The sequence below is a fragment of the Chryseobacterium indologenes genome (assembly GCF_002025665.1).
Classification (GTDB): domain Bacteria; phylum Bacteroidota; class Bacteroidia; order Flavobacteriales; family Weeksellaceae; genus Chryseobacterium; species Chryseobacterium metallicongregator.
In genome coordinates, this window is record NZ_CP018786.1 from 3,415,224 (window position 1) to 3,431,666 (window position 16,443).

Annotated in this window: 11 protein-coding genes; 2 read left to right on the top strand and 9 right to left on the bottom strand. The window is 38.0% G+C overall.

All coding sequences use genetic code 11. The features are described 5' to 3' along the window. The first annotated feature begins 152 nt into the window (after positions 1-152). Positions 153-2,363: a glycoside hydrolase family 3 C-terminal domain-containing protein gene (locus BUE84_RS15415; protein WP_409993851.1), complete on the top strand. Its 2,211-nt coding sequence runs from the start codon at positions 153-155 to the stop codon at positions 2,361-2,363. Positions 2,364-2,799: 436 nt separating this feature from the next. Here BUE84_RS15415 and BUE84_RS15420 read toward each other — a convergent pair whose 3' ends face one another. The 8 genes from BUE84_RS15420 to BUE84_RS15455 form a co-directional block, all read right to left on the bottom strand. Further along, entirely contained in the window at positions 2,800-4,986 is a 2,187-nt protein-coding gene (locus BUE84_RS15420; protein WP_079242437.1) for an outer membrane beta-barrel protein, read from the bottom strand. A gap of 380 nt (positions 4,987-5,366) precedes the next feature. After that, positions 5,367-5,918: a DUF2652 domain-containing protein gene (locus tag BUE84_RS15425; protein ID WP_079242438.1), complete on the bottom strand. Its 552-nt coding sequence runs from the start codon at positions 5,916-5,918 to the stop codon at positions 5,367-5,369. A gap of 59 nt (positions 5,919-5,977) precedes the next feature. Further along, a complete protein-coding gene (locus BUE84_RS15430; RefSeq protein ID WP_079242439.1) occupies positions 5,978-7,390 on the bottom strand; it encodes an efflux transporter outer membrane subunit in 1,413 nt (470 codons plus the stop codon). 17 nt (positions 7,391-7,407) lie between these two features. Further along, on the bottom strand, positions 7,408-10,548 hold the full coding sequence (locus BUE84_RS15435; protein ID WP_079242440.1) for an efflux RND transporter permease subunit: 3,141 nt from the start codon (positions 10,546-10,548) through the stop codon (positions 7,408-7,410). 9 nt (positions 10,549-10,557) lie between these two features. After that, entirely contained in the window at positions 10,558-11,703 is a 1,146-nt protein-coding gene (locus tag BUE84_RS15440) for an efflux RND transporter periplasmic adaptor subunit (RefSeq protein ID WP_079242441.1), read from the bottom strand. Between the two features lie 218 nt (positions 11,704-11,921). Continuing rightward, the gene (locus BUE84_RS15445; protein WP_079242442.1) at positions 11,922-12,836 is read right to left on the bottom strand and encodes a helix-turn-helix domain-containing protein; all 915 of its coding nucleotides are present in this window, start codon (positions 12,834-12,836) and stop codon (positions 11,922-11,924) included. Between the two features lie 146 nt (positions 12,837-12,982). Continuing rightward, positions 12,983-13,729 (bottom strand): metallophosphoesterase, encoded by a 747-nt coding sequence (locus tag BUE84_RS15450; protein WP_079242443.1) that lies wholly within the window; start codon positions 13,727-13,729, stop codon positions 12,983-12,985. Between the two features lie 118 nt (positions 13,730-13,847). After that, complete coding sequence (locus BUE84_RS15455) at positions 13,848-15,236, bottom strand: MFS transporter (RefSeq protein WP_079242444.1); 1,389 nt, start codon at positions 15,234-15,236, stop codon at positions 13,848-13,850. Positions 15,237-15,378: 142 nt separating this feature from the next. Between BUE84_RS15455 and BUE84_RS15460 the strand changes: the two genes are divergently transcribed. Beyond that, positions 15,379-15,849, top strand: coding sequence for an Lrp/AsnC family transcriptional regulator (locus tag BUE84_RS15460; protein WP_034696927.1), 471 nt, complete (start codon positions 15,379-15,381; stop codon positions 15,847-15,849). A 76-nt stretch (positions 15,850-15,925) separates the two neighbouring features. Here the strand turns inward: BUE84_RS15460 and BUE84_RS15465 are convergent, their stop codons facing one another. Beyond that, positions 15,926-16,441, bottom strand: coding sequence for a hypothetical protein (locus tag BUE84_RS15465; RefSeq protein WP_079242445.1), 516 nt, complete (start codon positions 16,439-16,441; stop codon positions 15,926-15,928). Positions 16,442-16,443: the final 2 nt, after the last annotated feature.

The window sequence follows — 16,443 nt, forward strand, 5'->3', positions numbered from 1 at the left end:
TAAGCAGGCAGTTTTTTATTCGCTAAAATTTTATTTTCTCAATTTGAGATAATAAAAAATTTTCTTTATTTTTGCTGTAAATCAAATAGAAAGGCATTATGTTAAAGAAAACCGTCATTATAAGTTTACTCACCTTTATTTCTGCTTCTTATATGGCTCAGACCAATACTACCATCCCCGTTTATTTAGATGAATCCAAACCTGTAGAACAGCGTATTCAGGATGCATTATCAAGAATGACACTGGAAGAAAAAGTGGCCATGCTTCATGCACAGTCGAAATTCAGCTCACCGGGTGTTCCCAGATTGGGAATTCCTGAATTCTGGACAACAGATGGCCCTCATGGAGTACGTCCTGAGGTAATGTGGGACGAATGGGATCAGGCCGGATGGACAAACGATTCTATTATCGCCTACCCTGCCCTGACCGCTTTATCCGCCACATGGAATAAAAAAATGTCATGGAATTATGGTAAAGCGTTGGGTGAAGAAGCCCGCTACAGAAAAAAAGATATTCTTCTGGGACCTGGAGTTAATATTTACAGAACTCCGCTGAATGGAAGAAATTTTGAATACATGGGTGAAGATCCTTATCTGACTTCAAAGATGGTAGTACCTTACATTAAAGGAGTACAGTCTAACGGAGTGGCAACCTCTGTGAAACATTTTGCCCTGAACAATCAGGAAATGTTCCGCCATACAAGCAATGTGAATGTAGACGACAGAGCTCTTTATGAAATCTATCTGCCACCTTTCAAAGCAGCCGTAACAGAAGGTGATTCCTGGACCATCATGGGTGCTTATGACATGTACAAAGGTCAGTATGCCAGCCAGAATCAGTATCTGTTAAATGATATTTTAAAGAAAGAATGGAACTATAAAGGCGTAGTGGTATCCGACTGGGGTGCTGTAAACAATACAGAACAGGCCATCCATAACGGTCTTGATCTTGAATTCGGGTCATGGACGAACGGACTTTCCGCAGGGACGAAAAATGCCTATGATAATTATTATCTGGCAAAGCCTTATCTTGATTTGATTAAAGCAGGAAAAGTAGGAACTAAAGAATTGGATGATAAGGTAACAAGACTTCTTCGTCTTGCCTATAAAACGACAATGAACCGCAACAAGCCTTTCGGAAATATTGCTTCTGAAGAGCATAAAGCGGTTGCTAAAGAAATCGGAGAAGAAGGAATTGTTTTATTAAAAAATCAGGGCAATATTCTTCCAATTGATATTAATAAGGCTAAAAAAATAGCGGTTATCGGAGAAAATGCCATCAAAATAATGACGGTAGGCGGAGGTTCTTCATCTTTAAAAGTGAAATATGAAACCCTTCCTTTAGACGGAATCAAATCCAGATTTGGAAAACAGGCAGATGTACAATATGCAAGAGGTTATGTAGGTGACATCGGAGGAGAATACAATGGCGTAAAATCCGGACAGGATTTAAAAGATTCCCGCTCTGAAGCAGAATTACTGAATGAAGCTATAGAATTAGCTAAAAAATCGGATTACGTAATTTTCGTAGGAGGTTTGAACAAAGCAGACTTCCAGGACAGTGAAGGAAACGACAGAAAAAGCTATGGATTACCCTACAATCAGGATCACGTGATTTCTGCTATTGCCAAAGCAAATAAAAACCTTGCAGTAATTTTAGTTTCCGGAAATGCCGTAGCAATGCCATGGATTAAAGAAGTTCCCACAGTTTTACAGGCTTGGTATCTGGGCTCTGAAGCAGGAAACTCTATTGCCGCTGTTTTAGCCGGAGATGCCAACCCATCAGGAAAGCTTCCGTTTACCTTCCCTGTAAAACTTGAAGACAATTCAGCCCATCAGCTTGGAGAATATCCAGGGCAAAAGGATGAGTTTGCAGCAGGAAAAGGTAAAGATCAGAAAAATCCTATCAATATTACTTACAATGAAAGCATTTTTGTAGGCTATCGTTGGCATGACACTAAGAATATAAAACCTCTTTTCAGTTTCGGACATGGATTGAGTTATACCACTTTCGAATTCGGAAAAGCAAAAGCAGACCAGATTACTATTTCACAGGACGGTAAAATCACATTTTCAGTAACCGTTAAAAATACAGGTAAAAAAGCAGGAGCAGAAGTTGCCCAGCTTTATATCAGTGATTTAAAATCATCTGTTCCACGCCCTGCAAAAGAGCTGAAAGGTTTTGAAAAAGTATATCTGAACCCGGGAGAGCAAAAAGAAGTTACTTTCACGATTGATAAAACAGCTCTAAGTTATTTTGATGCTCAAAAACACGATTGGGTAGCTGAACCTGGAGATTTTGAAGCATTGATTGGAAATTCCTCAGATGCTATTAAAACGAAAGTGAAATTTACCCTTAAATAAAACTGAGAGTTAAGAGTACTAAACTCTATTTAATAATTATTTGATAGAATGCAAACAGATTCCAGATTGGGATCTGTTTTTTTATTCTCCAACAGGTCACACAATTTTAGCTCTGCTCAGATTACGAAATCTATAAGACACTATTGTTTAAACGCAAAAGAGCGCAATTCTTTCAGAAATAATTTTTATGGAAAAAAGTTCGCAAAGGCGTTAAACTCAGCTGAGACAAATATACCATTGCTAAACGAAGTGCCATTGCGATCGAAAAAAGTATACCATGTAATACAACTTTGCGAGCATTGCGTTTATACAGCAAACAATCTGCTATACTTTATGTACGTTTTCTGACAAACCGGTGTTTATTGTTTATATGGTTAATAAAGAAGCAGATTCCCAATTGGAAACCTGCTTTCATTTTTATCTAACAAATACTGAATTACTTTCCTCCGCCTCCGTTTTTCTCTACGTCGGTTTTTGTATTTTCTTTTACCTTCTGATTTCCGAAACGTTTTACGAAAGTAAGGGAAACACCATACCAGTCCCATTTTGAGTACTCTCTGAATGTTCCGTCCGGGCTATAAGTCGTGTTATCACCGTAAGGTCTTTTAAAGATATTCATCAGCTGCATACTTAGCTCCATCTGAGTTTTCGGGAATATTTTGGTCACTGAAATATTATGGAATACGTTGGTATTATTCGCATAAGAATTTCCATTATTCTGGTTGGCCAATTCTACCCACGCACTTAGATTAATATTTTTATTGAAAAGATTCGTGTAAGATACGTTGGCAGAAGCTCCCCAATAACTGATATAGTCTTTACCCCTTAGATCATTCTTTTGGTTGAAGTCTTTATTATTAATGTAATACCATCCGAATCCGGCGTTCACATTCAGTTTATTTTTCAGGAAGTTCTGGTTGGTATTGGCAAACAGGTAATATTTTTCAACCTTTCCATCGAAGTTTCCTGGCAATGAAACCGTTCTTCCGTTTTCCGTAACATACGTTGTCCAGTAATCCTGATTCGTGTGCATATATCTTGCAGAGATAAAGTATTTTTTCAGGATTCCCAATTTCATATAAAGCCGGTCATTCGGATTGGGATTCAGATAAAGGTTTCCTCTGGAATAGGTTCCGTTAATTTCAGGAACGAGGAAAGGATTAAATTCAGAATACCACGGTCTCCAGATGCTTCGGTTATAGGTAAGACTTAAATCAAATTTCTCTGAAAAATTATATTTCAGCAATAAATTGGGAAGAAAAGTTCCGTATGAATCTTTTCTCTCTGTCCCCGCAACATCCTGTCTTACTTTATAATCAATATATTCATAACGTACTCCGATTCTTGTTTCCAGTTTTTCAAAGAATGTCTTACTATAGTTGGCATATAAAGAGCTCAGATTATCCTCATAATGAAAGATATCATTTCTCGCAAGATTGTAATATTCTGAATGACTATCATTCATACTGAATCCATACAGACTATTGGGAATAACATGGTTATTAATTTCCGTTTTTCCTCCTACTTCTACAGTACCCCCAGATTTCCCTAAAGGCTGTGTATAATCTACTTTCAGATAATAATTACGCATCTGATTGGAGCTGATAACTCCCAGCTGCTGATTTGAGCTGCCAGTCTGATTATTAATTTGTTTATCAATTAAATTGTCATTGTCATTGCTGGAGTAATTGGTTCCTAAATTAATATCTAAAATTCTGTTCTTTTCTTTATCATAATATTTATAGAAAGCATTCGTTCCCAGATTACGGTTGAATCCCCATGTATTCTGAGTCTGAAGAAAAGAGTCTCCAGGCTCACCATTATTGAAGATCATCCCATTAGACTCTGACAGAGACAAATTTCTGCTCTGTGAATATTCTGCTACAAATCCGATATTGTTTTTATCATTCAGTGCAAATTCTGAAGTGGAAGAAATAGACGGACTTTCGTTTCTCATCACATTCTCCAAATTGAACTGGGTCAGTTTATTCGTTGCATACCGATTGTCCCATGTTTGGGTCTTTTGTACATAATTTCCGCTATTGTAGCCTCCTATAAAGGTTTGGGTAAACTTTTTCTTATGATAGTTCAGGTTGAAGTTCGTGTATTGTGAGTTCTTTGTACTTTGCCTGTTGTTGAGGGAGATGCTTCCTTTTATTCCTTCATCATCTCTTTTTTTAAGGACAATATTGATCACGGATCCTGAAGTTTCATAACGGGAAGACGGGCTGGTAATCACTTCAATTTTCATCAGGTTATCTGCTGGAATTGTTTTAAGATATTCCTTCAATTCTTTTCCTGTAAAAACAGATTTCCTGTCATTGATGTATACGGTAACCAATTGTCCCTCGGCTTTTACCTCATCATTGTTATCAATACTTACCAAAGGCGTCATCCTAAGAACATCCCATGTTGTATTTCCTGCCAGAATTGCACTATTGGCTACATTGAATACAGTTCTGTCTATTTTCGATTCTACTGTTGGTTTTCTGGCTACCAGTGTAACAGCTTCTATTTCTTTTGCATTTCCTTTTACAGTATCGCTGGCTGCCGGAGCTGGAGCTTGCTGAGCCATTGCTAATGAGCCTGTTAATAGTGCTATTGGAAATAATAGTATTTTCATGTGAAATTATAGTTTTATCTATAAGACCACTATCTTGATAATTTCGTTACATCAAAAAAGAAAAAAATTAAAATAAATACTTAATTACCAACAAGATATCAGCACTAAATTTAAACATAAATTCAAAAACACTACACATTATTCAATAAAAAGAGACAATATAAATCACTTTCATAATAAATATTCTTAAAAAAGCTTTTTACACATAATTTAAATTTAGCGTAAAAAAGTTTTAAAATCCTTGATAATTATATGAATATTTTACTTCCAGTCTATATAAATCAATTTTTATTCAGAGGTAGTCCCATAAAAAAAGCCCGGATCTCACCCGGGCCGCTAGCAATAGCAAATTTACAAGGAATGATATTAAAAAATATATGCTAGTTTAAATTTTCAAAATAGTGGATAACACCTACTTCCGGCAAACGAAGCGGATCTTTATTAAAATCAGACTCCTTATTTTTACTGCTTTCCAGAAAAGAATTACTGAAAAGCGCATAAGAAGGTTGTTCTGCCACTCCGTTTTTCAAAAGCTGATGGGCTTCCACAATCGTTTTTCCATATAATTTTCTGAAGTTTCCAATATTGTACTGTGAGAAGGATCCGTAATGAACAATAAACTTAAGAGCCAGATCAATTTTTGTGCTTAAACTTTTACTTAACTCCTCTATTTTCCTGTTGAAGGCACTTCTCATCTTCCACAATATTGTTGAAATACTCTGATAGGATGGATTTTCATCATAACGGTAAAATAAAATGGCATCGCCCTCAATCTCGGAAATTTCAAAATACTCATCGTTCACATCAATCAGTGTAGACAATAATTGTCGCACAATATACTCACCTGTGTACAATTTTGTATTGAACACAAATTCGGTAAATCCGCTGAAATCCGGAATGAGAATGATCCCCTCTTGTATATTTGTCTTCATAATGATAATGGATTAAAAACCTGCTTCGTCATTAAAGACGAAACAGATTCAATTTTACTTTATTGCCATCCGCCTCCTACAGAGCGGTACAGCGCTGTAATGGCATTCAGTCTCTGGGTTTTCAGAGAAGCCAGCTCCAGTTCTGCCTGAAGTTTATTCGTTTGTGCGATAATCACTTCTACATAAGTTGCTGAATTATATTTAAATAACAGATCAGCCTTCTTTACTGCTTCTCCAGATTTCACTGCCAGTCCTTCTGCAATTTTCTGCTGTTCTTCCAGCTTTTTAATCTGAACCAATGCATCAGAAACTTCACCTACCGCTTTTAAAACAGATTGCTTAAAGTTAATTTCCGCCTGATCAGCCAATACTTTAGACTGCTCATATTGGGTTTTCAACTGTTTCCCGTTCAAAATAGGCTGTGCTACAGCTCCCGCTACCATTCCGAAAAGCGATCCCGGAACACTGAACCATTTGCTGATCTGGAAGGCATTCACACCACCCTGCGCAGTAATATTCAATGAAGGATACATACTCATTTTTGCCACATGAATCGCAGCAGCACTTTTTCTGACTTCCAATTCTGCCGTTTTAATATCCGGTCTGTAGCTTAATAATTCAGAAGGAATTCCTGCAGCAAGATGATCCGGAGACTGTACATTGTTCAGGCTTGCATTTCTTTCAATTTTTCCGGGCATAGATCCCGTTAACAGGCTCAAAGCATTTTCCTGGGTTGTTACAGAACTTTCAATAGCCGGAATTGATTTCAAAATCTGATCTTTTACAATTTCCTGTTGCTGTACCGCCAAAGCTGTTGTCAAACCAAGTTCCTGCTGTTTGGTCAGAAATTTCAGCGTATTATCCGCATAAGCCAGATTAGATTTTGTAATTTCCAGCTGAGTATCCAGCATTAACAAGTTGTAATATCCCTGTACAACCGCAGCTACAACCTGAGTTTTTACCGCTTTTGCCGCTTCCTGTGTTTTAAGATATTCGACCAAAGCCTGTTCCTTTCTTCCTTTAATCTTTCCCCAGATATCGGCTTCCCATGAGAAACTCAAAGAAGTTGTATAATCTTCCATATACCTTTTTCCCATAAACTGTCCGGCCATCATTCCGTTCATACTGTTGTCTGAAGGACGGTTGATATTGGCATTGGCAGAAGCACTAACAGTCGGAATATTTGCCCATTTGCTCTGATTGTAAGCCAATGAAGCAAATTCTATTTGTTTTAAAGCGACCTGAAGATCGTTATTTTGCACCATCGCTTTATCTATCAATCCTACAAGAACAGGATCTTTAAAAAAGTCTTTGTAGCTGATCTTCGCAATATTTTCATGAGAACCTGCTACAATGCTGTCACTTCTGAAAGCTTCAGGCATTTTTACTTCAGGCCGTTCATATTTCTGAACTTTACAGGAGATTGCGGTTCCCGAAATGAATGCGATATATGCTATATTTTTTATTTTCATTGTTAAAATCATTTGAATTAATATTCCCAATCTGCATCGGTTACCACTTTTCCGTTGATTCTTTCATGCAAGGCCTGAAACACTACGAAAAGAACAGGAACTACGAAAATTCCTAAGATCGTTCCGAAAAGCATCCCTGAAATGGCGGCATATCCAATAGAATGGTTACCCATTGCAGAAGGTCCAACCACAAAGATCAATGGGATCAATCCGGTAATAAATGCCAGAGAGGTCATCAAAATAGGACGTAAACGGGCTTTTGCTCCTTCCACCGCAGAGGCGATAAGACTTTTCCCTGCTCTACGTCTCTGAATGGCAAATTCCACAATCAGGATACCATTTTTTGCTAATAACCCAATCAACATTACCAGAGCAATCTGTACATAAATATTATTGGATAATTCCGCAAATGTAATTCCTACAAATACTCCGGAAAGTCCCACCGGAATAGCAATCAATACAGCCAATGGAAGAATATAACTTTCATATTGAGCAGATAAAAGGAAGAATACAAACACGATACATAATCCGAAGATCATAACAGATTGTGAGCTTGAACCTGCTTCTTCACGGCTCATTCCTTTATAATCATAAGTATATCCCGGAGGAAGTACCTGCTTGCTCACTTCTTCAATGGCGGCCATAGCCTGTCCGGTACTATATCCCGGAGCTGCCATTACTGTTAAATTGGATGAATTAAACAGGTTGAAGCGGTCTACTACCTCAGCTCCTGTTACCTGTTTCAGGCTTACCAACGTATTGATAGGAACCATCTGACCTAAATTATTTTTAACAAAAATTCCGTTCAGGGATTCTTTATCTTGTCTTGTCTCTGGTGTAGATTGTACCAGAACTCTGTAATACTTTCCAAATCTATTGAAATCAGATGCCTGAATACTTCCGTAATATCCCTGCATTACTCCTAATACGTCAGAAACATTGACTCCCAGCTGGGCAGATTTCACTTCATCTACAAGCACTTCAAACTGCGGATACGTAACATCGAAAGTGGTAAATGCTACCGCTACTTCAGGTCTCTGCATCAAAGCTCCCATCATTCCGTAAGAAATATTTCCTAAATTCTGAAGTTCTCCGTTGGTACGGTCCTGAAGCACAAGTTCCATTCCACTGGTATTTCCGAAACCATCTACCGTTGGCGTATTGATCACAAGGAAATTAGCTCTTTTATCCTGGGAAAGCATTCCCTGGGTTTGTCCGATTATGTCATTGATATTATTAACAGCACCTCTCTCGCCTCCTTTTTTTAATTTAACGAAAATAGAAGCTGCCGATGATGACATTGAACCACTGAATAAGTTCAATCCGTCTACAGAAATTACTTTATCCACGGCCGGATTTTTCATCAATAAATCTTCAGTATCGGAAACTACTTTTGAGGTTCTGTCTTTTGAAGCTCCCGGAGCAAGGTTCGCGGTTACAATGATAAAACTCTGGTCTTCGTCCGGAATAAATCCTTTAGGCGTTGTCATAGACATCCATGCAAACAAACCTCCGAAAGCCACAATCATAACAAGTGCCACCCATTTTCTTTTCAAAAGGAACAGCACAGCTTTCCCATAACGGAATGTCAGTTTATTAAAGCTGGCATTGAAACCTGCGAAGAAACGATCTTTGAAATTCATTTTTTCATGCGTTCCCGGATGGTGTTGTTTTAAAAATAAAGCACATAACGCCGGGCTCAATGTCAAGGCATTGATCGCTGAAATCACAATCGCGATAGCCAATGTCAAGGCAAACTGCTGGTAAAACAATCCCGTGGAACCACTCATAAAGGCTACCGGAACGAATACGGCAGACATGATCAATGTAATGGAAACAATGGCTCCTGTAATTTCACTCATCGCTGACATTGTTGCAGCCCTCGGATTAAGCTTTTTATGTTCCATTTTAGCATGAACCGCTTCCACCACAACAATAGCATCATCCACTACAATACCAATGGCGAGTACCAAAGCAAACAACGTAAGAATATTAATAGAGAATCCGAAAACCTTCATAAAGAAGAACGTTCCTACAATAGATACCGGAACTGCAATAGCCGGAATCAGCGTAGAACGGAAATCCTGAAGGAAGATATACACCACAATAAAAACCAGGATAAATGCTTCTATCAATGTATGAATAACCTGCTCTATGGATTGATCCAGTGCATCTTTTGTAGCATAGGGAATTTCATAATCCATTCCTGCAGGGAAGGACTTTTCCAGCTCTTTCATTCTTTCCTGAAGGGCGATCTGTACTTCATTGGCATTGGATCCAGCCATCTGGAAGATCGCCATCGTTACCGAAGCTTTTTTATTATAATTGGAAGAAACCGTATAACTGTACGCTCCGAATTCTACTTTGGCAATGTCTTTTAATTTTAAAACAGAACCATCATTCAACGCTTTAATCGTGATATTTTCATATTGCTCAGGTTCTGTAAATTTTCCTTTGTAGCGAAGAACATATTCCATCACTTCTTTACTTCTTTCCCCTAATCTTCCGGGTGCTGCTTCAAGGTTTTGCGTCTGAATAGCACGGGAAACATCGGAGGGCGTAAGATTGTAGGAAGTCAGTTTATTCGGGTCCAGCCAGATACGCATGGAGTAATCTTTATTTCCATACACCATGGCATCTCCTACTCCTTTTACTCTTTTCAGTTCCGGAACAATGTTGATTTTCGCATAGTTTTCAAGAAAAAGATCACTCATCGTACCATCTTTACTGGTCAGAGAGACCATCGCAATCATACTGTTCTGTCTTTTCACGGTGGTGATTCCCGCCTGGATTACCTCTGCAGGAAGCTGGTTGGTCACCTGTGCCACTCTGTTCTGAACGTTAATCGCGGCCTGATCCGGATCTGTTCCTAATTTAAAAATAACAGTAATACTCAATGTACCGTCATTACTCGCTGTAGAAGTAATATAGTCCATATTTTCCACTCCATTGATGGCATTTTCCAGTGGCGGTGCTACTGACCTGGCAATTGTTTCAGCATTAGCTCCCGGATAAGCAGCTGTTACCATAACGGTAGGAGGTGCGATGTCCGGAAATTTTGTAATCGGAAGGCTTACCATCCCGACGATCCCCAGAATAACAAGCAATACGGAAATAACCGTTGCCAGTACGGGTCTTTTTATAATTTTCTTTAACATGACTTCTTCTTAGGATTTTTTCTGTTGAGCATTTTTCTTTTGTGCCACTACAGGAGTTCCCGGCTGCAACCGGTCAAAACCGCTGGTGATATATTCATCGCCTGCTTTAAGCCCTTTCGCTACAATAAAGTTATCGCCTGCTTTTCCGTTTACTTCAATCGGAAGCATTGCGGCTTTTCCTCCCTGAATGGTAAATACAAAAACTTTATCCTGAATGGTTCTCGTAGAAGCAATCGGAAGTAAAACAACATTGCTGTAGAACTGATCAAGTATAATCTTGCCTGTATTCCCGCTTCTCAAAAGGTTGTTGGGATTGTTGAATTTCGCTCTTAAAGTAATGGATCCTGTTGTTTTATTGAACTGTCCTTCTACAGCATCAATCTTTCCTGTTTCAGCATATTTTTCACCTCCTGAAAGCAATAATGATACTGCCGGAGTATTTTTGATCACCTCGTCAATACTGCTTCCTGTGTACTGCTTCTGGAAATTATTAAAATCATTTTCGCTCAGGCTGAAGTAAGTATACACCTGGTGAATATCTGATAATAAGGTAATCGGCTCCTGATTTCCCGGAGTCATTAAACTTCCCAGACGATAGTTGAACCTTCCGATAAATCCGCTTACCGGAGCTTTAATGGTGGAGAAGTTCAAATTGATTTTAGCCGATTCAATGGTAGAAGTGGATTGGCTTACTGCTCCACGTGCCGCATTATAAGCTGCCTCAGCTTCTTTCACCTGAATTTCTGAAACCATTTTGTTCTTGAACAGTTCTTTTTTTCTGTCCAGATCAATTTTAGAAGTGGAAAGATTCGCCTGAGCGGTAATCAAAGATGCCTGAGCACTTTTCAGCTGCTCACGGAAAACCTGATCTTCAATTTTGAACAACGGCTGCCCTGCCCTTACAAAATCACCTTCATCTACAAAAATTTTGCTTAAATATCCTGTTACCTGAGGTCTTATTTCCACATTGGAAACCCCTTCAATAGATGCTGCATATTCTCTGGAAACAGAAGCGTCTCCCTGTGTTACTTTTGCCACGGGTAATTCCGGCGCCTGCTGCTGATAGCTCTGGTTTTGATTATTCTTCTTACAACCCGCCAATACAATCAGCGAGAGAAAAAGTAGAGTCGATTTTTGAATAAAAAATCTTTGCATAACAATAGTCCTTTTAAATTTTCCGCACAAAAATCGAACGAAAAAAATTCAATAGGATTATTCGAAAAACTCCTTATTTTGTCAAAAAGACTCCTTATTTAAAAAAACATGAGAAATATCATTCATAGACAATATAAATAATACTATTTGCTATTTTTAATCAAAATAATAGTTGAAATTTGGTAAAAAGACGTCTCAAAAACACAAATCACTGATTATCAATACAAATCATCTTTTTTGTATTCCAAAGGAGATCTTCCCGCGTGTTTTTTAAAAAATTTACTGAAAGATGCCTGATCTGAAAAACTCAACTTGGATGCCACTTCACTGATATTCAGGTTAGGATTTTTCAGCAGCAGCCTGGCTTCAACAGCCAATACCTGATGGATAATATCTCTCGGGGATTTAAATACCGTTTTATTGATCACTTTCGTAAGGTATTTACGGCTGATAAAAAGTTTATCGGCATAGAACTGAACATTGTGTTCTTCTTTGAAATGATGCTGAACGAGCTTAAAGAAACTGGTCGTCAGCTCATCTTCTCTGTGGGTAACCGGATGAGGTCTCTCCGTTTTCTTGAAATAATTGTCAATTTCGTAAATCACCAGTGAAAAATGATGCCAGATCATTTCATTGAAATAATAATTATCTTTTTCCTTGTCATTCAAAACTTTCAACTCGTCGAGATGGAAATTCACTTTCCTGTATACATCCGATTCATTCCTGATGATATTGGCCGGATCAGAAGACAGGCTCTTGAGAACATTATTTGATTTATAATTAAAGCCTGCATCGGATATAAAGTTCAATGAAAAGAAAATATATTTAGCATTGTAGTCTTCTGTAATTTCATCCAGCCAAAATGTTTCCAGCATGGGGCAAAAAATAATATCTCCTTTGGTCACGCTGTAACTCTTATCATCCAACCTGAATGTAACGCCTCCTTTTTGCACCATAAAAATGCAGAAATAGTCGGAACGATAAGGCATATTAGGTTGTATGATGTAGTTTGCCTTGTCAATTTCCATCACGACAAATTCCTTGATTCTAAGATCAAATTCCACCTGCTGAAGAACTTCATCAAAAGCAAGCTGCGAAACAAAATCAGGTTTTGGCTGGGATTTTTTAGGCATTGGAAAGGTATTAGAATACGAAGATAGTGATTAAGGAGAAAGGATAAAATAGGCAATAGGCAATAGGCAATAGGCAATAGGCAATAGGCAATAGGCAATAGGCAATAGGCAATAGGCAATAGGCAATAGGCAAAACTACTTTTTTGCTAAACGATAACAATCAGTTCTTTATCATAGCCGTTATATTTTTCATCGATATACCCATGAGGATTACAAATAACTTCTGTTTTTTCAATTTTATATCTGCATGGCGTATGGATATGCCCATGAATCCAGTACAAAGGTTGATATTCTTTGATTACATCTTCCAGATCAGATGCATAGGCAGAGGTAACGGGATCTTCTTTATAATGCTCCGGCACTGATTGGAGACTGGGAGCATGATGGGTAACGACAATATTTTTAAGTCCTTTTGAGTCTTCAAGACTTTCTTTTAACCATTGTTTTGAAAGCTGATGAATTTTAAAGGTATCTAATGTTCTCATTTTTGAATAGGAAGGATCTCTCCTGATCATTTTATAATCGTTCATTTTGGACTGACAAAGCATTCCGTACTGAACAGGATTTCCAAAGATTGAAAAATCTGTCCACAGCGTTGCCCCATGAAAACGAATACCGTCAATGTCTACAAATGAATTTTCCAGCACGTGAACATTGGTATCCAACGCTGCTTCCTTAATTTTATTGAGTGTCTTCGGGTATGAGCCTTTATAGTATTCATGATTGCCCAAAACATAGATGACAGGTTTATTGGGTATTGTTTCTTTAATCCATTCAACTCCTTTGGTTCCCAGATTGATATCCCCTGCCAGTACCAACACATCTGCGTGATCAAAACATAATTCCGTACTTCCAAATTCCCGATGAAGATCGCTGATAACCTGTATTTTCATGATATATAGTAAATAGCAAAGGTAGTAAAGGGAAACAGAATGGCAAAAGAACAAAAAAAAGAACCGACACCTAAGCATCGATTCTTTCCTCATATAGTTTGTGTATTTTTAAGACCGCTTATGAAACAGCTACTTCTGCCTGTTTCAATTTTAAGCTTTTCAATATAAAATAGAATAACATTCCGAGAGCCAGTAAAGCATAACTGATCAAAATAATCAGATTCAGGCTTCCGACTGCAAGTTCTGATGGAAAAATCTGACTCATCAATGTCATGAATGACAATCCGATTCCTGCTCCCAGAAAGTAACTTGTAGAGCTCAAACTTGATGCCAACCCGTAATGTGCAGGTTCCACATCCTGAATTCCCATCACTGAAAGTGCGGTAAAACAAAATGTCATTCCAACTCCGGAGATGCATGCCGCTCCCAATAAAACTACTGTTAGCGGATGTCCGGTATAAACAGAAATCAAGAGTAACAAACCTCCAGTCAGCATGAAAGACCACCCTAAAATTCCCATCTGGGAAGAGCTCAGACGTTTTGATACGTGTGGCAGAATAAATTTAGCCGTCAAAGCAGAAAGAATACTGAACGGAACAAGCATTAATCCTGCAGAAGCAGCACTATATCCCATATCTTTCTGAAGCATCAGTGAAATTAGAAATAAAAACCCGATAAAAAATGCTCCCAGGGTAAAGAATACCGCATTGGAAACCACTAAAGATCTATGTTTAAATAGTTTTAAATCTACCAAAGGCTCAGCAACAGATTTTAAACGGTAATACACCATAACAAGCAGTACTAATGCCAGTACCAAAGAACCTATTACCAGGAAAGGCTGTTCTTTAATATGAATCAATTCATGAGTTCCGTAAGTCAGACTTAAAAGCCCAAGTACCATCAATATTCCTGAAACCATATCTGTTTTTTGAGCAGTTTCATTTTTCTCATCTGCCGGCAGATAATAGTACGATAACACCAATGTGATTAAAAGAATAGGAACATTGATCAGGAAAACCCAATGCCAGCTCAGGTATGTACTGATAATTCCTCCTACTGAAAGACCACTTCCTGAACCAATAGCAGCAAATGAACTGAAAATTCCGATGGCCCGGTTTCTTTCCTGTTCTCCCCTGAACGTATTGGTTACAATAGACAGCGCTGATGGCATTACTAACGCAGCTCCCAATCCCTGTAAAGCACGGAAGATGGCCAGTACCTCAAAATTTTGAGATAATCCTGCGCCTAATGAAGTAAGCATAAAGATCAACGCTCCAAGGAGAAACATTTTTTTTCTCCCGATCTGGTCTGAAAGCTTCCCTCCAATGATCAGAAATCCTCCAAAGAACAATACATAGAGCGTCTGCAACCACTGAACAGTCTCGGCTCCAATCTGAAACTGCTGCTGAATAGAAGGAATGGTTAAATTAATAATGGCAATATCCAACGCCTCTACAAATGTTCCTACCGATGCTAAAATTAATATTACATTCTTTCTTGTATCCATGTTTCAAATTTCCTGCAAAATTAAAATTAACAGAACGTATTTAAAAATTTAACCTTAAATTTGGAACAATATTTAATATTTAAAACATTTAAAAGAACAAAACATCTGATCTACCAGAAAAAACCTATAAAAACAGAACAAAATGGCAACTGAAAATTATATTCCAGATGAAAAAGACTTATCTATCCTCCGTTTGCTTCAGAAAGATGCAAAGATGAGTGTCCGTGATATTTCGGCAAGGATCAATTTGAGTCCTACGCCTACGCATGAGCGTATCAAACGTATGGAAAAACAGGGAATCATTAAAGAATATACTGCTGTAGTAGACCGTAAAAAGGTCAATAAAGGAATGATGGTGATCTGTATGATTGCCTTAAATGTCCATAATAAAAAAACAGCGGGAAAATTCATTGAGGAAGTGGGCAAACTGAAGGAAGTGGTAGAGTTTTACAATATCAGTGGGGATTTTGATTTTATGCTGAAGATCCTTGCTCCCAATATGGATGAGTTCCATGAGTTTTTTGTGAACAAATTATCTGAAATTGAAGGAATTGGTCAGACCAAAAGTATTTTTGTTATGAACAGTATCAAGGAAAGTGCTCAGATTGTTTAATATGGGAAATAAAAAAGCAACTGCATAAAAATACAGCTGCTTTCTATTATTTTAAGACAGATTACTCTGCCTGTACTTATTTCCAGTAGTTCCAGACTGAGCCGTCAAATACTGCCAGAGTCTTGCTGGCTGTATCATAACAGATCATTCCCGGATAAGGATTTTTCACATTAAGATGGGGTGATGTTATTTTAGGAAGAATCATTGCTTTATTTTGAGATTCCAGCACCAATACTCCATCAGCAGAGCTTGTTGCCTCTCCCATAATGACTCCTTTCCCTGACTCTGCAGAATTGTTGACAATAACCGCACTTGAATTTCCGGCATCTGATAAGGATTTCCAGACCTCATTTTCGTAGACTTTTACTTTGCTATCTGTGACATCAAAGATGAATGTTCCGTTCACCAAAGATCCTGTGGGAAATCCTGAGGTAGCGGGAAGAATTAAGCCTTTTGTATTTCCGGATACGTTATCAAAGTCTAGCACCGTACTGCTTCCGTCTATCACCTGTTTACCAATAGCTACCTGAGCAAAAAACGAGTTAAAAATAACCAAAGCTATTGCTATCCCTATATTTTTTATATTTTTCATAC

Coding starts and splice junctions, on each gene's coding strand:
- BUE84_RS15425 (WP_079242438.1), bottom strand. CDS start 5,918: ATGAAGACAAATATACAAGAGGGGATCATTCTCATTCCGGATTTCAGC.
- BUE84_RS15455 (WP_079242444.1), bottom strand. CDS start 15,236: ATGGATACAAGAAAGAATGTAATATTAATTTTAGCATCGGTAGGAACA.
- BUE84_RS15430 (WP_079242439.1), bottom strand. CDS start 7,390: ATGAAAATAAAAAATATAGCATATATCGCATTCATTTCGGGAACCGCA.
- BUE84_RS15445 (WP_079242442.1), bottom strand. CDS start 12,836: ATGCCTAAAAAATCCCAGCCAAAACCTGATTTTGTTTCGCAGCTTGCT.
- BUE84_RS15440 (WP_079242441.1), bottom strand. CDS start 11,703: ATGCAAAGATTTTTTATTCAAAAATCGACTCTACTTTTTCTCTCGCTG.
- BUE84_RS15465 (WP_079242445.1), bottom strand. CDS start 16,441: ATGAAAAATATAAAAAATATAGGGATAGCAATAGCTTTGGTTATTTTT.
- BUE84_RS15460 (WP_034696927.1), top strand. CDS start 15,379: ATGGCAACTGAAAATTATATTCCAGATGAAAAAGACTTATCTATCCTC.
- BUE84_RS15435 (WP_079242440.1), bottom strand. CDS start 10,548: ATGTTAAAGAAAATTATAAAAAGACCCGTACTGGCAACGGTTATTTCC.
- BUE84_RS15450 (WP_079242443.1), bottom strand. CDS start 13,729: ATGAAAATACAGGTTATCAGCGATCTTCATCGGGAATTTGGAAGTACG.
- BUE84_RS15420 (WP_079242437.1), bottom strand. CDS start 4,986: ATGAAAATACTATTATTTCCAATAGCACTATTAACAGGCTCATTAGCA.
- BUE84_RS15415 (WP_409993851.1), top strand. CDS start 153: ATGGCTCAGACCAATACTACCATCCCCGTTTATTTAGATGAATCCAAA.